This window comes from Exiguobacterium sp. s191 (assembly GCF_018618955.1).
Lineage (GTDB): Bacteria > Bacillota > Bacilli > Exiguobacteriales > Exiguobacteriaceae > Exiguobacterium_A > Exiguobacterium_A abrahamii.
The window spans coordinates 1,451,571-1,472,167 of the sequence record NZ_JACSNC010000001.1 but is presented as its reverse complement, the minus strand read 5'-3'; the positions used below and the strand labels follow the sequence as shown (position 1 = coordinate 1,472,167).

Annotated in this window: 24 protein-coding genes; 18 read left to right on the top strand and 6 right to left on the bottom strand. The window is 44.4% G+C overall.

The window, feature by feature from the left end:
- Positions 1-112: 112 nt before the first annotated feature.
- From opp3b to KNQ09_RS07935, 4 genes are read left to right on the top strand one after another with little or no spacing between them, the layout of a single operon-like run.
- The gene (gene opp3b / locus KNQ09_RS07950; RefSeq protein WP_029342199.1) at positions 113-1,039 is read left to right on the top strand and encodes an oligopeptide ABC transporter permease; all 927 of its coding nucleotides are present in this window, start codon (positions 113-115) and stop codon (positions 1,037-1,039) included.
- Positions 1,039-2,070, top strand: coding sequence for an oligopeptide ABC transporter permease (gene opp3C, locus KNQ09_RS07945; RefSeq protein WP_029342200.1), 1,032 nt, complete (start codon positions 1,039-1,041; stop codon positions 2,068-2,070). Before opp3b ends, opp3C begins: the two co-directional genes overlap by 1 nt.
- 27 nt (positions 2,071-2,097) lie before the next feature.
- Positions 2,098-3,171, top strand: coding sequence for an ABC transporter ATP-binding protein (locus tag KNQ09_RS07940; protein WP_029342201.1), 1,074 nt, complete (start codon positions 2,098-2,100; stop codon positions 3,169-3,171).
- A complete protein-coding gene (locus KNQ09_RS07935) occupies positions 3,171-4,124 on the top strand; it encodes an ABC transporter ATP-binding protein (RefSeq protein ID WP_029342202.1) in 954 nt (317 codons plus the stop codon). Before KNQ09_RS07940 ends, KNQ09_RS07935 begins: the two co-directional genes overlap by 1 nt.
- A gap of 46 nt (positions 4,125-4,170) precedes the next feature.
- Here the strand turns inward: KNQ09_RS07935 and KNQ09_RS07930 are convergent, their stop codons facing one another.
- Positions 4,171-4,704, bottom strand: coding sequence for an HD domain-containing protein (locus KNQ09_RS07930; protein WP_029342203.1), 534 nt, complete (start codon positions 4,702-4,704; stop codon positions 4,171-4,173).
- Between the two features lie 224 nt (positions 4,705-4,928).
- On the opposite strand from KNQ09_RS07930, the gene KNQ09_RS07925 reads away from it, so the two are divergent.
- The 3 genes from KNQ09_RS07925 to mecA all read left to right on the top strand — a co-directional run bounded on the left by KNQ09_RS07925 (position 4,929) and on the right by mecA (position 6,435).
- A complete protein-coding gene (locus tag KNQ09_RS07925) occupies positions 4,929-5,066 on the top strand; it encodes a hypothetical protein (RefSeq protein ID WP_023468890.1) in 138 nt (45 codons plus the stop codon).
- Positions 5,067-5,238: 172 nt separating this feature from the next.
- A complete protein-coding gene (spxA, locus tag KNQ09_RS07920) occupies positions 5,239-5,637 on the top strand; it encodes a transcriptional regulator SpxA (protein WP_012370920.1) in 399 nt (132 codons plus the stop codon).
- Positions 5,638-5,808: 171 nt separating this feature from the next.
- The gene (gene mecA, locus KNQ09_RS07915; protein ID WP_023468889.1) at positions 5,809-6,435 is read left to right on the top strand and encodes an adaptor protein MecA; all 627 of its coding nucleotides are present in this window, start codon (positions 5,809-5,811) and stop codon (positions 6,433-6,435) included.
- A 62-nt stretch (positions 6,436-6,497) separates the two neighbouring features.
- Here mecA and KNQ09_RS07910 read toward each other — a convergent pair whose 3' ends face one another.
- Positions 6,498-7,220 (bottom strand): SDR family NAD(P)-dependent oxidoreductase, encoded by a 723-nt coding sequence (locus KNQ09_RS07910; protein ID WP_174316456.1) that lies wholly within the window; start codon positions 7,218-7,220, stop codon positions 6,498-6,500.
- 68 nt (positions 7,221-7,288) lie between these two features.
- Between KNQ09_RS07910 and cls the strand changes: the two genes are divergently transcribed.
- The 3 genes from cls (at position 7,289) to pepF (ending at position 11,636) form a co-directional block, all read left to right on the top strand.
- The gene (gene cls / locus KNQ09_RS07905; protein WP_214858073.1) at positions 7,289-8,800 is read left to right on the top strand and encodes a cardiolipin synthase; all 1,512 of its coding nucleotides are present in this window, start codon (positions 7,289-7,291) and stop codon (positions 8,798-8,800) included.
- 18 nt (positions 8,801-8,818) lie between these two features.
- A complete protein-coding gene (locus tag KNQ09_RS07900) occupies positions 8,819-9,769 on the top strand; it encodes a competence protein CoiA family protein (protein ID WP_214858072.1) in 951 nt (316 codons plus the stop codon).
- Between the two features lie 64 nt (positions 9,770-9,833).
- Complete coding sequence (gene pepF / locus KNQ09_RS07895) at positions 9,834-11,636, top strand: oligoendopeptidase F (protein ID WP_050677569.1); 1,803 nt, start codon at positions 9,834-9,836, stop codon at positions 11,634-11,636.
- 218 nt (positions 11,637-11,854) lie between these two features.
- Here the strand turns inward: pepF and KNQ09_RS07890 are convergent, their stop codons facing one another.
- Together KNQ09_RS07890 and KNQ09_RS07885 are read right to left on the bottom strand one after the other, a co-directional pair.
- On the bottom strand, positions 11,855-12,646 hold the full coding sequence (locus tag KNQ09_RS07890; RefSeq protein ID WP_029342209.1) for a DsbA family protein: 792 nt from the start codon (positions 12,644-12,646) through the stop codon (positions 11,855-11,857).
- A gap of 94 nt (positions 12,647-12,740) precedes the next feature.
- On the bottom strand, positions 12,741-13,301 hold the full coding sequence (locus KNQ09_RS07885; protein ID WP_050677669.1) for a CYTH domain-containing protein: 561 nt from the start codon (positions 13,299-13,301) through the stop codon (positions 12,741-12,743).
- A gap of 117 nt (positions 13,302-13,418) precedes the next feature.
- Here KNQ09_RS07885 and yjbM point away from each other — a divergent pair, with 117 nt between their 5' ends.
- Genes yjbM through KNQ09_RS07870 form a run of 3 tightly spaced genes read left to right on the top strand, consistent with a single transcriptional unit; the run spans position 13,419 to position 15,780 of the window.
- Positions 13,419-14,063 carry a GTP diphosphokinase gene (gene yjbM / locus KNQ09_RS07880; RefSeq protein WP_035396676.1) on the top strand — a complete coding sequence of 215 codons (645 nt, stop codon included), beginning with the start codon at positions 13,419-13,421 and terminating at the stop codon, positions 14,061-14,063.
- A 10-nt stretch (positions 14,064-14,073) separates the two neighbouring features.
- A complete protein-coding gene (locus KNQ09_RS07875) occupies positions 14,074-14,877 on the top strand; it encodes an NAD kinase (RefSeq protein ID WP_023468882.1) in 804 nt (267 codons plus the stop codon).
- An 18-nt stretch (positions 14,878-14,895) separates the two neighbouring features.
- Entirely contained in the window at positions 14,896-15,780 is an 885-nt protein-coding gene (locus tag KNQ09_RS07870) for an RluA family pseudouridine synthase (protein ID WP_214858071.1), read from the top strand.
- Between the two features lie 53 nt (positions 15,781-15,833).
- Here KNQ09_RS07870 and KNQ09_RS07865 read toward each other — a convergent pair whose 3' ends face one another.
- On the bottom strand, positions 15,834-17,003 hold the full coding sequence (locus tag KNQ09_RS07865) for an FtsW/RodA/SpoVE family cell cycle protein (RefSeq protein WP_029342211.1): 1,170 nt from the start codon (positions 17,001-17,003) through the stop codon (positions 15,834-15,836).
- Positions 17,004-17,147: 144 nt separating this feature from the next.
- On the opposite strand from KNQ09_RS07865, the gene fabI reads away from it, so the two are divergent.
- Together fabI and KNQ09_RS07855 are read left to right on the top strand one after the other, a co-directional pair.
- Positions 17,148-17,921, top strand: coding sequence for an enoyl-ACP reductase FabI (gene fabI / locus KNQ09_RS07860; protein ID WP_029342212.1), 774 nt, complete (start codon positions 17,148-17,150; stop codon positions 17,919-17,921).
- Positions 17,922-18,031: 110 nt separating this feature from the next.
- Positions 18,032-18,250: a hypothetical protein gene (locus KNQ09_RS07855; RefSeq protein WP_023468878.1), complete on the top strand. Its 219-nt coding sequence runs from the start codon at positions 18,032-18,034 to the stop codon at positions 18,248-18,250.
- A 4-nt stretch (positions 18,251-18,254) separates the two neighbouring features.
- Here the strand turns inward: KNQ09_RS07855 and KNQ09_RS07850 are convergent, their stop codons facing one another.
- A complete protein-coding gene (locus KNQ09_RS07850) occupies positions 18,255-18,767 on the bottom strand; it encodes a YjcG family protein (RefSeq protein WP_023468877.1) in 513 nt (170 codons plus the stop codon).
- A gap of 145 nt (positions 18,768-18,912) precedes the next feature.
- On the opposite strand from KNQ09_RS07850, the gene KNQ09_RS07845 reads away from it, so the two are divergent.
- The 3 genes from KNQ09_RS07845 to KNQ09_RS07835 are packed head-to-tail and all read left to right on the top strand — an operon-like array spanning position 18,913 to position 20,572.
- Positions 18,913-19,455 (top strand): phosphatidylglycerophosphatase A family protein, encoded by a 543-nt coding sequence (locus KNQ09_RS07845; RefSeq protein WP_034786059.1) that lies wholly within the window; start codon positions 18,913-18,915, stop codon positions 19,453-19,455.
- Complete coding sequence (locus KNQ09_RS07840) at positions 19,455-20,075, top strand: phosphatase PAP2 family protein (protein ID WP_133207554.1); 621 nt, start codon at positions 19,455-19,457, stop codon at positions 20,073-20,075. Before KNQ09_RS07845 ends, KNQ09_RS07840 begins: the two co-directional genes overlap by 1 nt.
- On the top strand, positions 20,075-20,572 hold the full coding sequence (locus KNQ09_RS07835; protein WP_214858070.1) for a hypothetical protein: 498 nt from the start codon (positions 20,075-20,077) through the stop codon (positions 20,570-20,572). Before KNQ09_RS07840 ends, KNQ09_RS07835 begins: the two co-directional genes overlap by 1 nt.
- Positions 20,573-20,597: the final 25 nt, after the last annotated feature.

Here is a 20,597-nt window from a genome sequence, read left to right as displayed (position 1 = left end):
GAATTTTTAAATTTTTATGACAAAATTCTTGAATGTTCCGACAATTGTGGGTCATACTGATTTTATTGATGTTTCGAAAAAAACAGAAAATCTTTATAGGGGGTGCCATCTTATGGGCCGTTATTTAGCTCAACGCCTGGTTTACGGCGTACTGACGTTTTTACTCATCGCTTCGTTCACTTTCTTCCTGATGGATCTGCTACCAGGTTCACCGTTCCAAAACCAGGAGAAACTTTCTCCTGAACAGTTGAACATCCTTCGGGATAAGTACAACTTGAATGATCCACTGCCACAACGCTATGCAGCGTATATGGTTAACTTGTTCCAAGGAGATCTCGGTATTTCATTCAAATATGATAGCCGTCCGGTAACGGATTTAATCTCTGAACGAATTGGACCATCGGCTCAATTAGGAGTTCAAGCATTAGTACTCGGAGTACTGTTAGGACTCGTCTTAGGTGTTGTCGCGGCACTTCGTCACAACACAGTGATCGATTACGGTGCGATGTTCGTATCGGTTATCGGAATCTCGGTACCGTCCTTCGTATTCGCCTCACTCCTTCAATACTATGTTGGCGTGAAATGGGGCGTTTTGCCAGTCGCGTTCTGGGAAAGCCCGGCGCATACCATCTTGCCGACCATATCGTTATCACTTGGGGTTACAGCCTCAATTGCTCGATTCGTCCGAACAGAGATGCTAGAAGTTACGAACCAGGATTATGTCACGTTAGCTAAAGCAAAAGGCCTAGATGGTCAGTCGATTACTTGGAAACACATGGTTCGGAACGCCTTGATTCCGGCGATCACGATTCTTGGACCAATGACTGCCGCGTTAATTACAGGAACACTCGTCATTGAGCGGATTTTCTCTGTTCCTGGTCTTGGTGAACTCTTCGTATCATCAATCACACAAAATGACTACACAGTCATCATGGGTACGACGTTGTTCTTCTCAGCAGTCTTCATTCTCATGATTTTGATCGTCGATTTGCTGTACGGTGTCGTTGATCCACGGATCCGTTTGGGGGGTAACAAATAATGGCTGAACAAAATTCAAATGCAAAAGCAGAACAGTTTGATTCATCGCTGTTCCAACACGTTGAGTTCAATGAACAAGCAGGGGAACGTCTTGCTGGTAAAAGTTTAAACTTCTGGCAAGATGCTTGGATGCGTCTACGCAAGAACAAAGCGGCAATTCTCTCACTTGCTGTCATCATCATCATCGCAATCATGTCATTGGTCGGACCTGCGTTGTCTGGTAATGACCCTTATACCCAAACAATCACACAAGCTAAACTTCCACCTAAAGTTACTGGTTTAGAGTGGGCTGGTTTTGACGGTATGGCGACACTTGGTGATACGCCGATTGATTTTTATAAACAAAAACAAGTGACGGAGAACTTCTGGTTCGGAACGGACCACCTTGGTCGTGATCTTTGGTCACGTGTCTGGGAAGGAACGAAGATCTCGTTGTTCATCGGTTTGATGGCAGCACTCATCGATGTTCTCGTTGGTGTCACATACGGCGGAATTTCTGCTTATTACGGTGGGCGTGTCGATAACATCATGCAACGGATTGCTGAAATTTTAACAGGTGTACCAAACTTAATCTTGATCATCTTGTTCATCTTGATTCTTGAACCAGGGATCACGACGATCATCCTTGCGATGACGATTACCGGCTGGATCGGGATGAGCCGACTTGTTCGTGGTCAAATCCTGAAACTAAAGAACCAAGAATTCGTTCTTGCAGCACGGACACTTGGTGCTTCTAGCGCACGATTGATCTTTAAACACTTGATTCCAAATACCTTGGGAACGATCATCATCTCACTTATGTTCACGATTCCAAGTGCGATCTTCTTCGAAGCGTTCTTAAGCTTCATCGGTTTAGGACTTGCACCACCACAACCGTCACTCGGTACATTGATCAACGAAGGGTACAAAGAACTCAAAACGTTCCCATTCTTGCTCGTTGTTCCATCGACGGTCATCGTACTCCTCATGGTCAGCTTCAATATGTTGGCAGATGGACTGCGTGATGCGTTCGACCCACGTTTACGACGCTAACGGAAACTAGAGAGGAGCTCATTCACAATGGAAACTATTTTATCTGTTCGCGACCTGAATGTCGCTTTCCATACGTATGCCGGGACGGTACAAGCCGTCCGCGGTGTATCGTTTGATTTGAAAAAAGGCGAGACACTCGCAATCGTTGGTGAGTCTGGTTCTGGTAAATCGGTTACTTCAAAAGCGATCATGCGTTTGATTCCAAACCCACCAGGTGAAATCACACAAGGTGAAATCTTATTTGAAGGTCGTGACCTCGTTAAGCTTTCGGATAAAGAAATGCAAAAAGTTCGCGGTCGTGATATCGCAATGATTTTCCAAGATCCGATGACATCACTTAACCCGACGATGACGATTTATAAACAAATCGCTGAAGGATTAAAACGTCACCAAGGCTTAACAGGCGACGCAGCGAAAAAGCGTACACTCGAACTTTTGACACTCGTAGGAATTCCGAATCCAGAAGCGCGTCTGAAACAATATCCGCACCAATTATCGGGTGGGATGCGTCAACGGATCGTCATCGCAATCGCGCTTGCATGTAATCCGAAAGTGTTGATTGCCGATGAGCCGACGACTGCACTCGATGTTACGATTCAAGCTCAGATCCTTGAGTTATTGAAAGACATTCAGCAAAAAACGGGTACAGCAATCATCTTCATTACGCACGACTTAGGTGTCGTAGCGAACATGGCTGACCGTGTAGCCGTCATGTATGCTGGTAAATTGATTGAAAAAGGTACAGTAGATGAGATCTTCTATGAGCCGCGTCATCCATATACTTGGGGACTACTAGGTTCAATGCCACGTCCATCTGATGACCGTTCACAAGATCTTCCTGCGATTCCAGGAACTCCACCGAACTTGATGCATCCACCAGTCGGTGATGCGTTTGCACCGCGTAACAAATATGCGATGAAGATTGATTTCGAGAAAGAACCACCTTTCTTCAAAATCTCAGATACACACGAAGCGGCGACGTGGTTGCTACATCCACAAGCTCCATACGTCGAACCACCTGCTGCAATCCGTGACTTGGCGTTAAAATACCGTCCGGACAGCGTGTTCTCAAAATCGCTTCTGAAAGGCGGTCTGAAATAATGGAAAACCGTAATAAATTACTTGAAGTAAAAAACTTGAAGCAACATTTCAATATTGGACGTGGACGCGTCGTTAAAGCGGTTGATGGACTTTCATTTGATATCTACGAAGGCGAAGTACTTGGTCTCGTTGGAGAGTCAGGCTGTGGTAAGTCTACGACTGGTCGCTCGATCATTGGTTTATACGAAGCGACAGACGGCGAAGTCATCTTCAAAGGTGAAAACGTTCATGGTAAGAAATCACGTAAAGACAAATTGAAATTCAACCGTGCAATGCAAATGATCTTCCAAGATCCGTATGCATCGTTAAATCCACGGATGACGGTTGGCGATATCATCGCTGAAGGAATCGATATCCATGGTTTAGCGAACTCAAAAGAAGAGCGCAATAACCGTGTATATGATTTGCTTGAAACTGTTGGTTTGACGAAAGAACACGCGAGTCGTTACCCGCACGAGTTCTCAGGTGGTCAGCGTCAACGGATTGGTATCGCACGTGCACTTGCTGTAGAGCCGGACTTCATCATTGCGGATGAGCCGATTTCAGCACTCGACGTATCGATTCAAGCCCAAGTTGTCAACTTGATGAAAAAACTACAACGTGATCGCAGTTTGACATACTTGTTCATCGCCCACGATTTATCGATGGTCAAGTATATCTCAGACCGGATTGGTGTTATGTATCAGGGTCACCTTGTTGAATTGTGTGATGCGGATCGTCTGTATGAGAATCCTGTTCATGCTTATACGAAGTCACTTTTATCTGCGATTCCACTTCCGGATCCAGAGCACGAGCGGACACGTAAACGGATCATCTTCGATCGTCCGACGAGTGGACCGGTTGGTAAATCGGATGAAGATTCGAGCATTCCACCTCTTCGTGAAATCGAGCCTGGTCACTTCGTTTCGATGACGGATGCAGAACTTGAAGCGTACCAAGCGCAACTCGTATAATTGTTAAAGCAAAAAGGCATTTCCACGTTGATCGTGGAAATGCCTTTTAATTTTCTGATGCGATACGCGGTAGATGAGCAAATCGATGGACGACTGCATCGATTGCATCAAGACGACGCATGGCTTCTTCAAAGTCAATTTTTTCGTAATGATGAAGTCCGCCCGGCTGTTCTTCTAGCGTATCCGCATCATGGACAAGTTGTTGAAGAGGTGTTCGATTGATCGCACCTGGTGGAAGATAAGAATCCGTGTGCAAAAGAACGGCGAGAGCAATTTCTTTTGCGCGTGCTGGTTCTTCACCAAGGCGAATCAGTAGTTTGTGAGCACGTTCAGCTCCTTTAATGGCATGAATATCATTTTGGCGATATAAATCATAGTTCCAAGTGCCATCAGTATACCATTCGTAATGACCGATATCATGTAAGAGTGCTGCCTTCGTAGCAGTGTCTGCATCTAAGCCGCGTTTCGTAGCAAGCGTCAGTGCGCGTTCCGCTACTGAAATCGCATGATTCAAGCCAGAACGAGATAAATATTTTTGAGCGATCGGATGATCAAGAATCGTGACAAGTGTTAATGCCATGAATGAAAAACTCCTTTCTGAGCGTTGATATTTCTATACACTCTACAGAAATTTGAAAGAAATTGCAACTGTTTTTCATTCCTCAATCGACAATCTCACATATTTAATTGCTTAAAGTAGGAATAGATTTTTAGTTTACGTGGTATACTTACTAATGTAGAAGATGATTATTTTGCTTTCGTATGGTTGTTAGTTCTGTTTCGGGCCGATTGGGGTGTCGGAATATGAAAGAACGTGACAAGAAGAAAAAGCTGAAGAAGCGCCTTTTGCGGGATATTTTAGAGAAAAAACTGAAAGAAATGAAACTTCCTAAAGCAAAAGAGACGATTTCTCAGCCATTTGATCACACGCCAGCTTGTTAAAGCCACGTGGTGGCTTTAACAAGCTTTTTTACGAAAAGTTCTTTCATCTTTATAAAAAAGCTAGGTTTTCTGCTTTATTAGATGTAAACTGTCAAGTAATAGAACCATCATCAATATCTGCTTATTCACATAGGTATCGAATGATGTTAAATCAGGGGGAGGATGTTTTTCAATGGTAACACTCTATACTTCACCAAGTTGTACTTCTTGTCGGAAAGCACGCGCGTGGCTTGAAGAACATGAAATCCCGTTCGTTGAACGTAATATTTTTTCAGAACCATTATCGCTCGATGAAATCAAGCAAATTCTTCGTATGACGGAAGATGGAACGGACGAGATCATCTCAACACGTTCAAAAGTCTTCTCGAAACTCGATGTTTCCGTTGAAAACTTATCGTTGCAGCATCTATACGATTTGATTCAAGAATATCCGGGATTATTGCGTCGCCCAATCTTGATTGATGAAAAACGCCTTCAAGTGGGATACAACGAGGACGAAATCCGTCGATTCTTACCGCGCAAGGTGCGTACATTCCAACTTTTGGAAGCACAGCGTCTCGTAAACGAGTAATTTTAAAAAGCACGCTGCTTCGTGAGCAGTGTGCTTTTTGTTACCGATAAAAAAGGTTAAAATAAAGATAACAAAGGAATAGAAATATATCCTTCGGATTCAAAACTATGAATCCAAGTCATGTCCTCGTTCGTATTCTAGATAAGGAACGAGAAGAAAGGAGTGGACAGTTTGAAAATCGAACGCGTCAATGACAATACGGTCAAGTTCTTCATCACGTACACCGACATCGAACGCCGTGGTTTTGCCCGAGATGAGATTTGGTATAACCGGGAACGGGGAGAACAGTTATTCTGGCAGATGATGGACGAAGCGAATGAAAAAGAGTCCATCTCCTTCGAAGGTCCACTATGGATACAAGTGCAAGCATTTGAAAAAGGTCTTGAAGTCACTGTAACGATCGCGAAAAATGCAGTTGATGGTGAGCAAGTCGATGAAGACGAACTCGATTCACTTTTACGATCAGCGATGTCTGAGACAGAAGATAAAGATACAGAGTTAAGCCAAGATGTTTTATTTGAAACTCGCGATTTCGAACATATCATCGCGCTCAGCCAATATGCGAATGCTCCTGTATTCGCAGAACTTGAAACAGCGCTTTATCAGAAAGATGGACTCTATTTACTGCATGTTCATTTCGAAGATGATGTGAACGTAGAAGCGCAAGAAAACGTCATGAGTTTAATCGCAGAGTATCTCCAGTTCAGCGAACAAACGATACATCCTGTAGCTGAATACGGGAAACAGATCATTGCTTCAGATGTCTTTCCGTTCATTCGGAAACATTTTCCGAACTAAGGTCAGAAAAAGCGCGAGGAAAAGGAGGATCACATATCGTGATACCTCCTTTTGTTCTGGTATTAAGTGAGGGTATAGCCTCCATCTACGATGAGCGCTTGACCGTTAATGTAACTTGCTTTGTTTGATAGTAAGAAACAAACGACCTCCGCGATTTCAGAAGGTTGTGCAGGCTCACCTCGAAGGTGATGTTTCATTGCGAGGTCAAATTTATCTTTCCCGCCATATAACGCATGACTGAGCGCTGTATCGACTGGTCCCGGGCAAATAGCATTAAATCGGTACTTACCATGGAAGCGGGCGGCGTATGTCTTTGTTAGCGTCAGTAAAGCACTTTTAGACGAAGCGTAAGGCAGTAGCATTGCTGGAAACTTAACATGACCTACGATGGCGCTATTATTGACGATGGAAGCACCTTTTGAAAAGCGTTTCGTCGCGAGCTGGATGATTCGTTCGGGTGCGTGATAGTTCACTTGGAATACTTCTTTTTGTTGATCGGAGACACGTTCAGGTGCAACGGGTTTACCGAAAGTACCTGCATTGTTGAAAATACCATCGATTTCTGGGAAATCTTCTTGTGTTTCTTCAAAGAACGCATCGATTGCAGAGGAATCAGTTAAGTCGACAGGGAAGAAATATAAACGTCCTTCTCCATTTGATTCAAGCGAGGATCCTTTTTCTTCATTACGACCAATCGCAAGGACAGTATGTCCCTCTCGGATGAGTTGAAGGGCAGTTGCCTCACCAATTCCACTTGTTGCACCAGTAATGATATACGTACCCATTTAAACGCTTCCTTTCTGTCATCAGTTTAAATACGATTTGTACTACTTACATAAAAGGAGGGGGATTCATGCTACGACGTGTACAACTTCTCATGACCCTCATCTTGACCATCGGCTTGATTGCCTTTTTATCCTACTATTGGAGTGTCTATATGGTAGGATGGCTGTCCATCGTCATCATTTTGGTCGTCATGAGCGTGTTCGTCATCATTCTACTCGAAAATCGAAACCCAGAACGAACGCTCGTCTGGGCACTCGTCATGATGGCATTGCCTGTCGTTGGCGTATTCGTGTATTTCACATTTGGTCAGAACTACCGCCGAAAACGAATGTTTCGACTGAAGGCAATGCTTGATGAGGAGTCTTACATTAAATATCGTACCCAGTTTAAGGCAGGGGTACACCAATCAGTGTTCCAAGAAGGGCGTTATGGAAAAGTTGTGACACTTATCGATTCAATCAGTCGTCTTCCGATTTCGTATAATACACATACAAGAATCTTGACGAATGGTCAGGAAAAGTTTCCGATTCTTTTAGAAGAGATTCGTCAAGCACAGCATCATATTCATTTGGAGTACTATATCGTACGCGATGATCAACTTGCGCTTCAGCTACAGGAAGCGTTGATTGAAAAGGCTAAGCAAGGAATCGAGGTCCGCTTTCTTTATGATGCCGTCGGTTGTTTTTCGACGGATAAACATTATTTCAAGAAGATGCAGGCAGCTGGTGTTGAGGTTCGTGCGTTTTTCCCCGTCGTCTTACCGTTTATTTCGAGTAAATCAAACTACCGGAATCATCGGAAAATCGTCGTCATCGATGGAACGGTTGCATTTACGGGTGGAATAAACATTGGCGACGAGTATATCGGTCGTGATCAACATTTTGGTTTTTGGCGTGATACCCATCTTCTCGTAAGGGGAGAGGCTGTCTCTGAACTCCAACTGATTTTTTTGCAAGACTGGTATTACATGACCGGTGAACGGCTGTTTACACCGTTTTACATGGAGCCACTTGAGTACGTTGAAGAAGCAACAGGAGGTGTTCAAATCATTGCGAGCGGTCCTGATGAGCCATATGAGGCAATGAAATCACTTTACTTCGGGCTCATCACGGAAGCGCGTGAATCGGTCTATATTGCTTCCCCGTATTTGATACCGGACGAAGATCTCATGACAGCGCTGAAGACAGCTGCAATGGCAGGGATTGACGTCCGTATTCTACTACCGAGCTTCCCGGACCATAAAATCGTATTTTATGCGAGCCGTTCTTATTTTGATGATTTGCTACAAGCTGGTGTAAAAATTTACGAGTACAATAAAGGATTCATGCACTCGAAAGTTATCGTCGTTGATGACGCCATCGCAACGATTGGGACAGCGAACATGGATTTACGTAGTTTTCATTTGAATTTCGAAGTGAATGCTTTCTTATATGGAACGAACTCTGTCCATGAACTGACACGTGATTTTTATGAAGATTTTAGCCATTCGACACAAGTTGATGCTGATATGTTCCATCGGCGTCCATTACGCCGTCGATTAATTGAATCGATTTCACGTTTATTCTCACCGTTACTCTAGTAAAAGGGGACGATTCAGATGTTTGAAGCCATTGATGCTTCTGGTAAACGCATCATGATTCACAGATTTCCCATCCATGAATTAAAAACGATGTCCTTACGTTGTCCGTATTGCCTGAAGCCATTGCGCGTCAGGCAAGGACGACGACCACACTTTTCACATATCTCAGCTTGTTCAGGAGAAAGCAACGTGCATATGTCTTGGAAAAAGCGGATTGCGGATTCTTTAATAAACGCAGGTGTCCAAGTCGAAATTGAATGGATGACTGGGGAGAGACGTTTTGATCTGTGGATACCAGAAAAGAAAATCGGGATTGAAATTCAACGTTCTCCGATGTCAGCAGAGGAATGGATCAGACGAGCCAGACTTGATGCGAAACAAGAACAAACGGTTCGGTGGATCGGATTTCATCCTTCACATGGTGTCACGTTGCGATTGCAAGGTTGGATGCGACAAGCATTTTTACAACATGATTACTTGGATCTGATCGTCGAGAATCAAATCCGGAGATTTCGACATCCGGTTCCTTTTGCAAAACATCATGTCTATTGTACGGTTCAACCGCTCTCATTATCTGATTTTCTTTCGAAAGAACCTTCATCATTTCCTCGGAAATTTTCAATCGCTCGATGGCAAGGAATAGTTCATCGCTATCGTCGACGTCCTTTTTATCCTTCATTACCTCCACGCATCCTCAAGATCCCACTGTATCAATCAGGTTTCCATCTACAAAATCTTCCCTCTTTTGCCTTTCTCCCCATCACACGTCTATTATTTCTACCCGTCCATCCCTTTGAATTTCAAATCGTCGTCTTTTTAGAGATAAAAGGGCGGTACACTTTGAGCCGTCTGGAATATGTCATAAATCAACTGCTTCACAAATTGAATCTATCGATTGAAAGAGATTTGATTGGTGCTCTCGTCAGGGAATGGATGGAGCGGATTGAGGAGGCGAATAAGCTGTTTTAGCAGGAGCACTTCGATTGTTTGTCGAAAAGAAAACAGGTATAACTGAATTAAAGGAGTGAGGGAAATGGCAGAAGTATTAACACGTCAAGATGTTGACGTTACAGAAACATGGAATCTAGAGTCGATTTACGCAACGAACGAAGCGTGGGAAGAAGAATTCGAATCGGTGAAAGCGATGCTTCCATTACTCGTCGAGTATAAGGGTCGTCTTGGACAGAGTGCAGAAACACTCTATGAAGGGTTACAGTTACGCGACGAAGTCTCAAGACGCCTTTATAAGCTTTATACATACGCGCACATGCGTTATGACGAAAATACAGCAGACAGCTTCTACCAAGCCATGAACGACCGTGCTCGAACGCTCGCGTCGCAAATCGGGGCAACGCTTGCTTTCATGACACCAGAATTGTTAGCTGTACCTGAGTCAACGATTGAGACGTATCTTAATGAGAATCCAGATCTTGCAATGTATCGTCATGCATTTGATGAATTGAATCAAGAGCGTGAACACGTCCTGACGGAAGCGGAAGAAGCGATTCTTGCAAAGGCAGGAGAAGTACTCGGTCAATCCGGTACGACGTTCGGTATGTTGAACAATGCAGATCTGACATTCCCGAAAATCAAAGGGGAAGACGGAGAAGAGACAGAGTTGACACATGGTCGCTTCATCACATTCCTGGAATCATCTGATCGTTCGGTCCGTGAAGCCGCATTTAAAGCGATGTATGGAACATATGCAAAGTACACGAATACGCTCGCTTCGACACTTGCTGGGTCAGTTAAGAAAGACAACTTCTATGCGGATGTCCGGAAGTTCCCATCGGCACGCGCAGCAGCTTTACACGGTAATGCGATTCCTGAGTCCGTCTATGATGGATTAGTTGAAGCGGTACATGAGCATTTACCATTGCTCCATCGTTACGTCGCCCTACGTAAGCGAGTGCTCGGACTCGATGAACTACACGTGTATGATATGTACACACCGCTCGTTTCTGAGGTGGAGATGAAAGTCTCTTACGAGGAAGCGAAACAATTGATGGTCGAAGGGCTCGCGCCGCTCGGAGCAGAGTATAAGCACATCCTCGAAGAAGGATTGTCTGAACGTTGGGTTGATGTCCGGGAGACGCGTGGTAAACGGAGTGGAGCCTACTCTTCTGGTGCTTATGATACACAGCCGTTCATTTTGATGAACTGGCAAGACAACATCAACAACCTCTTTACACTCGCACATGAATTCGGACATTCCGTCCATAGTTATTACACGCGGAAATCTCAACCGTATCCGTATGGTGATTATTCAATCTTCGTCGCAGAAGTCGCCTCAACGACGAATGAAGCATTGTTGAACGACTATTTATTGAAGAAAGTAACGGATCGTAAAGAAAAACTCTATCTATTAAACAATCAACTCGAAACCTTCCGCGGAACATTGTTCCGACAAACGATGTTCGCCGAGTTCGAACATGCAATTCATGATGCGGCTCGTCTTGGACAATCGCTGACACCGGAATTCCTAACGTCAACGTATTATGCGTTGAATCAAAAATACTTCGGAGAAGAAATTGTCTTAGATGAAGAAATCGGTCTAGAATGGGCTCGGATTCCACACTTCTATTACAATTATTATGTCTATCAGTATGCAACGGGCATTTCTGCTGCTGCTGCCTTGACGGATCAGATTCTAGAAGAAGGACAACCTGCTGTGGAGCGATACATCAACAATTTCTTAAAAGCGGGATCAAGTGATTATCCAATCGAAGTACTAAAAGCTGCGGGTGTCGATATGACAACAAAAGCACCAGTTGAAGCAGCACTGCGTCAATTTGAACGTGTCCTAGATGAATTTGAAGCTTTGTTAGCAGAGTGACATCTTTGTGACAAAGTGAACAAAGAGTGGAAAAGAGGCGAAGTCCACGATATACTTATATTGTGAAGAGGGTCACATTCCCCAGTCGATTCTCTTTTTCCCCCATCCAGTGGTCAAAAGAAAAAGTCCTTCTCGTCAGGAGGGACTTTTTCTTTTGTCTATGATTGAACACAAAAAGGACAGTTCAGCACGCTGAACTGTCCTTTTTATTGTTTTTATCATGCGTGTGCCGAATCTTTTAAATGACGCCATACTTTTCCATCACAGTACGATAGAGAAGCACATTTTTGTTGCAAGACCAGTTTTTTTAATTCGTGTTCAATCTGGGATTCAGGAGCGTCATAAATAAAGGCGATTTCAGCCGTTGTTGCTGTTTCATACCGTCTCAAGAATTGTTCGAGTGGTGGCTTCGGTTGTTTTTCGATCGTATGATCTAGTAATTCACTTAAGATCGAGACATACACCAAATACTCATAAGGTCCTTCTGCTTTGATCGCTTCTTCGTCTCCGACAAAAGCGAGGGTTGGAAGAATCCGAACATCCCATTCGGTGACTAGTTCGGTTTCTTTCTCGAGCATTTGCTGAATCGTATCCGACGAGACATCACGATGAAACTCTTCTAAATCCAAACCATACTCCGTTAAAGCCTCTGCTAGCCGCATCAATGATGGCCGACTATAAGCACTTTCTCCTTCGACGTTATGAAGCATTCGAAGGCGTCGCATGAATCGCATACCAAACGTCTTTCCTTGAAGCTCAATTGCTTTTAGAATGACGAGTGGTGACATATCGCATGCAGATCGTGATGGAGCACATGGAATCGTTGCAATCGTCCGAAGACGGAACAGATGACCATATTCTAGCTCTAGCTTCTTGAGGACGGGTATCAACCGTAAACCATCCGTTTGTGTCACATCTAGAAAATGATAGATTTCCAGAGGTTTCGTCGGTTGTTGAATCGATGGTTCGTCCAATGAACAATAAGATCCGTTACATTGTGCGTGTTCCATCCGTTCACCCCTTCCTGTTGTTATCGTTACCCTATTTTAGCAACGAAAAAAAAGAAAGAGCAAAGGTTTTGCTTGTTCATTCTTACACGAAAAATCAAGAAAGCGCTTTACGTTCCATGAAGCGAACGATTTTATTTTTTGTTTTGCGCTGTGGAATGTCGTGTTCTGAAAGAATTCGCTCGAAATCCTTTTGCCCTTGTTCGAAGTTGCTGACCTCAAACTCTAACTCATAATCGGTATGTCCGAGATAGCGACTTTTATCAAGGACAAGCAATCCTTCCGGGAGCACGGTTTCGATTCGTTCTGTCTCTAATCGACCTAAATGCTCCAAAGATCCCTGTAAATCAAATGACTTTAGCTGTTCGTTCATCTCTTCGGAATGAATTAGACCGTATTTGAATAGATCTTCTGCTTCAGTTGATGATAACGTGACATGCGTTTCAAGCAACCCCTCCTCATGGGGTTGTTTTAAAGTCAGTACGAGCCCTTGTTTTTTCTCACGAATCCGTAAAGCAGCACCTTTTTTTCGAAGTTCAAAATCAGGCGTATCAAAATAATCATTTGCTTGCCAAATGGGTTGTTTAGCTGACGCATAATGGGTAAATAACGATAGATATTCTTGTTCAGACAATAAGTTCTTGAATTCGATTTCCAATTCTTGTCTAATCGGAATCACGCCTTTCTAGTTGAATGTCTGAAAATATGATAACATGAATGAGGTAGGAACAGGCAGTGAACCAATACTATTCGATTAAAAGTGGTGACAAATCAGATGACAAAAGAAAATTGGGATTTATTTCTTGCACCGTATCAAATCGCGGTCGATGAGTTGAAAGTTAAGCTAAAAGCGATTCGTAAACAATTTCAGCAACGGGGAGAACATTCACCGATTGAATTTGTCACAGGACGGGTCAAACCTGTAAAGAGCATTCTTCAAAAAGCGGAACGAAAAGCAATTGCGCGTGAGTCATTAGAACAAGACATGCAGGATATCGCCGGATTACGTATCATGTGTCAATTCGTCGATGATATCATTCATGTCCTTGAGCTGCTGCGCTCGCGCGGAGATTTTAAAATCGTCGAAGAACGGAACTACATTACGCAAAAAAAGGATAGTGGCTATCGATCGTATCACGTCATCATTGCCTATCCGGTACAGACGATCGAAGGTGAAGTTCCGACGTTAGTCGAGATTCAAATTCGAACGCTTGCGATGAACTTCTGGGCAACGATTGAACACTCGTTGAATTATAAGTACCAAGGAAATATTCCGGAAGAGACGCGTGAGCGTCTGCGTCGTGCAGCAGAGGCAGCATTTTTGCTTGATGCGGAGATGAGCCAGCTGAAAGTAGAAATCCAAGATGCACAACTCGTCTTTCAACGCGACGCTAAGGCGTCTGAACGATTAAAAGAGTAGGGGGATGACCATGCGTTTTGCAATCACGGCTCGTGATGATGAGCGATCTCATGCGCTGAAACAGCAACTCGAGCAGGCATTGACGGATCGGGGATGTATTCTTGATGTCAGCCAGCCGGAAATCGTCGTCTCGATTGGTGGAGACGGAACGATGTTACAGGCGTTTCATTCGTATCTCGATCAAGTAGAGACAATTACGCTTGTTGGGATTCATACGGGACATCTTGGTTTTTATGCGGATTGGCGCCCTGAAGAAATGGATGAACTGATTGATCATATCGCGAAGCAGGATTTAGCGACGGTTCAATACCCGTTGCTTGAACTCTCGATTGATTATGCGGACGGTTCACACAACCAACTGCTTGCCTTGAATGAATGTACGATTAAAAGTTTTAATCAGACGCTCGTTTGCGATTTATCGATTCGAGGCGACTACTTCGAAACATTTCGAGGGGACGGGTTGTGTGTATCAACACCGTCTGGTTCGACAGCGTACAATAAGGCACTCGGCGGAGCGATCGTTCACCCGGCGCTCGAAGCAATTCAAATTACAGAGATGGCTTCCATCAACAATCGTGTTTACCGGACGATCGGCTCACCGATGTTGTTACCGAAACATCATGATGTCGAAATTCGTCCCGTCAATCCGATTGATTTTCAGATGACCTATGACCACTATGCTTCAATCATTCATCAAAACGTGACATCGATTCGATGCCGGGTCTCTGATAAAAAAGTGAAATTTGCTCGTTTTCGTTCTTTCCCGTTCTGGCAACGGGTGCGGGAATCTTTCCTGGCAGACGAAAGACGTTAAAGTAAAGGAAATGGAAACATGAATGGATTTCAGCTACAACAGATGGTGACTGACATCGAGGATGGCTGGCGTGTCAGTCATTTTTGTACGACCCGCTTAGGGATTTCGCGAAAAATGTTAGTATCGATTAAAAATCATGGGGATATCACGCGTAATGGTCAGCATGTTAACGTCCACGACGTCTTACACGCGGGTGATCATGTCCATGTCTTCTTCCCGGAAGAGACACCAGCACCGGATATGGTGGCGACAGAAGGGGAACTTGATATTTTGTTTGAAGATGATTGGTTGCTCGTCGTCAATAAACCGCCGGGCATGGCATCGATTCCGTCTCGACTGCATCCGGAACGCTCATTATCGAACTATGTCCTTGGTTATTACCGAAAACAAGGAATTCCGTATGCAATCCATATCGTTAATCGGCTCGATCGTGATACGAGTGGTCTTGTCTTGTTCGCGAAACATGGGCTTGCCCATCACCGGATGAGTCTCATGCAACGATCCAATGAATTAGAACGACATTATTTAGCGTATGCACCGGGAAACGTACCGGTACAAACAATTGATCAACCGATTGGTCAAACCGATCATTCCTTCATGGAACGGATGGTACGACCAGATGGTCAACGAGCCATTACGCATATCTTAAATAGCCGTCTAGTTCGAGCCTTTGACCAAGAAATCTCATTACTCGATATCCGACTAGAGACAGGTCGGACACACCAAATTCGTGTCCATCTTGCTTTTCTTGGGCATCCTTTGATTGGCGATACGATGTATCAAGGGAACCCGTTACTTCCGCGTCAGGCGCTTCATAGTGCGTCAGCAACGTTCCTTCATCCTGCGACGGGAGAACAGGTTCGTTTTGAAGCACCACTTCCTGAGGATCTCCGACTGGAATGATAAAGTACACAAATAAAAGGCAATGGACTTGGTCCACTGCCTTTTATTTGTGTTTAGTCTTCATCAAACATGGAAATCCGAGATTGAGAGGCGATTGCCATGATCAATCCTAGACCGACGAGGTTTACGATCATCGTTGATCCACCATAACTGATGAACGGTAGGGGAAGACCTGTGATCGGTAAGACACCAATCGTCATCCCGATGTTTTGGAAAATTTGGAACGTAAACATCGCTACGTATCCTGTCACGATATAGGTACCAAATGGATCAGCTGTCTCGAGAGCAATCTGAATCAAGCGATAGACGAACAGGAACAAGACGATCAAGACGATGGCAGCCCCGATGAAACCGTAGTGAGAGGCAATCGTCGTAAAGATGAAGTCTGTATGCAATTCCGGAACGAACACTTGCAGTTTCCCGTATCCAACGCCGAACATTTGCCCTGAACCTGTAGCGTTGATTGCTTGGACGAGCTGGTACGACAGATCATCCGCATATTCGAACGGTTGCAACCAAGCCATGATCCGGTTCATCGCGTGACCTGGGAAAAAGGTTGCGAGTAAATCATTTTGGAAAAAGAACAGGTAAAAGAAAATGATGACGGCTCCTGCGAACAGACCGAACATCGTCAAAAGCCATTTCCAGTTTAGTCCGGATAACAACATCGCACATGCTAAGATGACGCATAGAATCAAACCGATCCCTAAATCGGGCTGAATGATGATAAGACCGAGCGGCAAGGCTGTAACCGCGACTAACTTGATAAGTAACAAGAGATCTCTTTCATGTTGAACATAACGCGCATTGTGCTCGGTAATGACGGCAGCGAGCGTCACGATCAAAAAGAACTTCATGAACTCAGCCGGTTGAACCGTACCGATAACGGGGAATTGATACCAACCGTATGCCCCTTTGATTTCAGTGACGATTGGTGTACCACGGAAAATGACAAGACCGATCAATGATACGATACCTGCTCCATATAAAAACCAGTGGAATCGCTTCAACTGTTCATAATCGATGAAAATGACGACCGATAACGCCATGAAGCCGATGACGTACCATTGAATTTGTTTGGCAGAGAAGTTGATGGCACTGATCGCACCTTTAAGCGAAGGTTGTGCTGTATAGATGGCGATAATACTGATGACCATCAGACAGGCGAGTAAAAAAAGCAACGTATGATCATAACGTTGTGTAAATGATTTGAATCGATTCATTTCATCCCTACTTTCTATCATTCTCTATATTACCGTAATTTATCAAATCCGCAATATCAAGAGCGATGGTTGACAGAAGCGTTACGTTTTTGTAACCTGAAGATAGGTTTTATTACCAGGTACTAATTTAAGGGGGACTTTATCATGAATATTTATCCTTCACTCGAAGGCAAGACGTACGTCGTCATGGGCGTCATCAACCAACGTTCGATTGCATGGGGCATCGCACGTGCGCTCGACGCTGCTGGAGCAAGCCTCGCATTTACATATGTCGGGGAGCGTTTTAAGGCACCACTTGAAAAATTAGGACAAGAATTATCACGTCCGGCTTCTTATTATACGTGTGATGTCACGAGCGATGAAGAAATCGAACAGGTCTTCCAAACGATTCATGCGGATCACGGGAAGATTTCAGGGATTGCTCACTCGATCGCATTCGCGGATAAAGAAGCGCTTCGTGGTGAATTTTCTGGGGTAACGCGTGAACAGTTTGCGCAAGCACTTGATATTTCAGCTTACAGCTTAACAGCAGTCGTCAAGGCGGCGAAAGATTTCTTTACGGAAGATGCATCCGTCATCACGTTGACGTACCTCGGTGGTGAGAAGATGGTTCCGAACTACAACGTCATGGGTGTTGCGAAAGCCGCATTAGATGCAAGCGTTCGTTATCTCGCTGCTGAATACGGTCAGCAAGGCGTTCGTGTCAATGCGATCTCAGCTGGTCCAATTCGGACAGTATCCGCAAAAGGTGTCGGCGATTTCAATTCGATTCTTGATAGTATCGAAGAACGTGCGCCACTTCATCGTAACGTGACGACAGAACAAATTGGTCAAAGTGGACTGTTCTTGCTTTCACAAATGTCGAGTGGGGTGACAGGAGAAATCCTTCACGTCGATAGTGGATTCCACATTCTTTAATAGATAACAGATTGAACCAAGCTTTCCTGAGAAGGGGGCTTGGTTTTTTTTGTGCTGGATCGGGGAAGTGTCAAATATGAACATGTTGAAGGAGAGAGGAAGTGCAGAGGATGAACGCAATCGATTTTACAGTCGTACAATATGTCAATCGTCAAGTACGTGTCGATCCACAGCTAAAGACTGAACCAGTCGCTCGAGTTCAACCGATACGCCCAACTGACCCTTACCGCGAACACGAAGCGGACGACTTTTTAGAAGAACAGGCAAATGCATACGGTGTATTACCAGAACTAAAACTTCCCGGTCGAAGCTTCGACCGGGAAGTTTAATCATTCATTGACCTGTGAAGCGGAATGTCTCATAGACACTCCAAGCACCGTTCTCCAGTTCATACAATAAAGCCATTTTCGTGACGTCCTCTTGGAAACGGATATCTTCCATCTTGAGACGTTCTAGTACATCGAACAGTTCGACATCCGACAGTTCTTGACCGATTGTGATGTGTGGCAAGAAATCGTATTTCGGCTTATGTTCGAGTGGTCCTGTATGCAAAGCGCGATGTAATTGTTCTAACTCATCCGTCGGCATTACTTTAAGGAACAAGACATTGTTCGTCGGATGGAACGAACGAGCTCCTTGGATGTGCAAATTGACAGGCTTCGTTTCGGACGCGATTCGATTCAACTCCGTCACGATGTGGTCTAATTCTGTCTCATCGACTTCCATCCGCTCCCGTAGCGTGATATGAGGTGTGATCAGTGCATACTTCGAGTCATATCTCTTTCGGTATGAATTTGCAAAATCTTGAACGCGTTTCGATGGAAACAATACAACCCCGATGTTCATCGAAAATCCCCTACTTTCCCCTGAAATGATAACGCTTTACAAAATAATCATGACGGATTCTGGCGTCGATGTCAAAGAAGTTTGAGAGGAGGTTCAGAATCCGTGTATACTAATGAGGTACTTTGTTGGAGAGGTGGATATAGTCATGAAGAAAACACATTCAAAAGAGGTCAAACAGGCAGCTATCGATAAGTTACATGAACGAGGGGTGACGATTCATGCAATCGCTGAGATCGTGTACCAAATGCAGGCCCCCTACACGGTGGATCTGACAATTGAAACATGTGTCAGTTCAGTAGAACGTGTTCTTGAAAAACGTGAATTACAACATGCGATTCTCGTCGGAGCAGAACTAGACATCTTGGCGGAAAAAGGGTTATTATCAGAACCCCTCCTGTCCATCATCCAAAGCGATGAAGGGCTATTTGGCGTAGATGAGACGATTGCGATTGGTGCCGTCAACACGTATGGTTCGATTGCGGTTACGACGTTCGGCTATTTGGATAAAGCAAAGGTCGGTATCATCAAAGAACTCGATACGAAGCTTGGGGACGGAAAAGTCAACACGTTCATGGATGATATCGTCGCGGCCATCGCAGCAAACGCATCCGGACGACTAGCGCATCGTTTGCGAGATAAGGAAGACTATTCAGCAGAAGAATTAGAAGAACGTAAGGGGACATACTGATGCGGGGTGCGAGAGCGGCATGGATTGGTGCATCCATCGCTGTCGTCTTGTTCGTGATCATCGCTGTCTCCATTCGGATGACAGGCTATTTTTTATTTGATGCCCAATTATCGTCATATATGTCGCAACACGTCCCAGGGGATTACGTTTCTTGGTTTACTCAACTCGGATCGGGTCCAGGGGCGATGACGATGACGGTGTTACTTGGAATACTGAGTTATGTTTTGTGGCGAGATCGTATCGCAAGTATCTGGTATGTGATCATGGCAATATCAGTAGGTGTATTGAATCAAGTCGTTAAATTCGCTTTTGTCCGAGAGCGCCCCTCGTTAAATGAATTGGTTGGTGGCGTAGGATACAGTTTTCCGAGTGGTCACTCAGCGATGGCTTTTGCCGTATATGCTGGATTTCTCGTCGTTGCGTTTCGTCATTTGAAAACAGGTGGGAAGGTACTTGTATCGATCGTGACGATTGGTTTATTTCTCGCCATGGGAGCTTCTCGAATCATTTTAAACGTTCACTATTTCTCAGATGTCATCGGTGGATATTGTTTTGCTGCGATTCTTTTATGTAGCTCCTATGCATTCATCGTCTCCCGTAGAAAAAAAGGAGTGGCTTGATGTTACTGTTAGATGTTGATCATAGTTTATTATTTGATGAAGAGACGATGCGCTCCATCGACAAGCCGACGTTGCTTGTCGAGCGAGTCGCTGGGCGACCTCGTTTCATGACGATGCGAGCGCATCTTAGATTAAAACGGTTAGTGTCAATTAACGGTGTTGTTCCGGTGACGAAACGAACGATGGAAGAGTACCAGCAGTTGGAACTCTTTCAAATCGATGCGCCACCGAAGTGGGCGATCATTGACGGTGGAAAGATTTTGCTTAAAGAAGGAAAAGTGGATCGTCGATATGGAAATTGGCTTCGTCAATTCAATAAGGAGACATCACTTGATTCCATCCTTGAGTATCTCATCGAAATGGAACAAGTTTCGATTGATGTATATCCTTCTGAGACGTTATCCAGTGTAATCACGCTTCCACATGAGCCGATTCAACGGACGACGGACGAAGCCGTATTATTAGAAGAACTATTTCGTAAGTATGAAACGACATGAAAAAACCGGACGGTCTCAAGCAGAC

Coding starts and splice junctions, on each gene's coding strand:
- opp3b (WP_029342199.1), top strand. CDS start 113: ATGGGCCGTTATTTAGCTCAACGCCTGGTTTACGGCGTACTGACGTTT.
- opp3C (WP_029342200.1), top strand. CDS start 1,039: ATGGCTGAACAAAATTCAAATGCAAAAGCAGAACAGTTTGATTCATCG.
- KNQ09_RS07940 (WP_029342201.1), top strand. CDS start 2,098: ATGGAAACTATTTTATCTGTTCGCGACCTGAATGTCGCTTTCCATACG.
- KNQ09_RS07935 (WP_029342202.1), top strand. CDS start 3,171: ATGGAAAACCGTAATAAATTACTTGAAGTAAAAAACTTGAAGCAACAT.
- KNQ09_RS07930 (WP_029342203.1), bottom strand. CDS start 4,704: ATGGCATTAACACTTGTCACGATTCTTGATCATCCGATCGCTCAAAAA.
- KNQ09_RS07925 (WP_023468890.1), top strand. CDS start 4,929: ATGAAAGAACGTGACAAGAAGAAAAAGCTGAAGAAGCGCCTTTTGCGG.
- spxA (WP_012370920.1), top strand. CDS start 5,239: ATGGTAACACTCTATACTTCACCAAGTTGTACTTCTTGTCGGAAAGCA.
- KNQ09_RS07910 (WP_174316456.1), bottom strand. CDS start 7,220: ATGGGTACGTATATCATTACTGGTGCAACAAGTGGAATTGGTGAGGCA.
- cls (WP_214858073.1), top strand. CDS start 7,289: ATGCTACGACGTGTACAACTTCTCATGACCCTCATCTTGACCATCGGC.
- KNQ09_RS07900 (WP_214858072.1), top strand. CDS start 8,819: ATGTTTGAAGCCATTGATGCTTCTGGTAAACGCATCATGATTCACAGA.
- pepF (WP_050677569.1), top strand. CDS start 9,834: ATGGCAGAAGTATTAACACGTCAAGATGTTGACGTTACAGAAACATGG.
- KNQ09_RS07890 (WP_029342209.1), bottom strand. CDS start 12,646: ATGGAACACGCACAATGTAACGGATCTTATTGTTCATTGGACGAACCA.
- yjbM (WP_035396676.1), top strand. CDS start 13,419: ATGACAAAAGAAAATTGGGATTTATTTCTTGCACCGTATCAAATCGCG.
- KNQ09_RS07875 (WP_023468882.1), top strand. CDS start 14,074: ATGCGTTTTGCAATCACGGCTCGTGATGATGAGCGATCTCATGCGCTG.
- KNQ09_RS07870 (WP_214858071.1), top strand. CDS start 14,896: ATGAATGGATTTCAGCTACAACAGATGGTGACTGACATCGAGGATGGC.
- KNQ09_RS07865 (WP_029342211.1), bottom strand. CDS start 17,003: ATGAATCGATTCAAATCATTTACACAACGTTATGATCATACGTTGCTT.
- fabI (WP_029342212.1), top strand. CDS start 17,148: ATGAATATTTATCCTTCACTCGAAGGCAAGACGTACGTCGTCATGGGC.
- KNQ09_RS07855 (WP_023468878.1), top strand. CDS start 18,032: ATGAACGCAATCGATTTTACAGTCGTACAATATGTCAATCGTCAAGTA.
- KNQ09_RS07850 (WP_023468877.1), bottom strand. CDS start 18,767: ATGAACATCGGGGTTGTATTGTTTCCATCGAAACGCGTTCAAGATTTT.
- KNQ09_RS07845 (WP_034786059.1), top strand. CDS start 18,913: ATGAAGAAAACACATTCAAAAGAGGTCAAACAGGCAGCTATCGATAAG.
- KNQ09_RS07840 (WP_133207554.1), top strand. CDS start 19,455: ATGCGGGGTGCGAGAGCGGCATGGATTGGTGCATCCATCGCTGTCGTC.
- KNQ09_RS07835 (WP_214858070.1), top strand. CDS start 20,075: ATGTTACTGTTAGATGTTGATCATAGTTTATTATTTGATGAAGAGACG.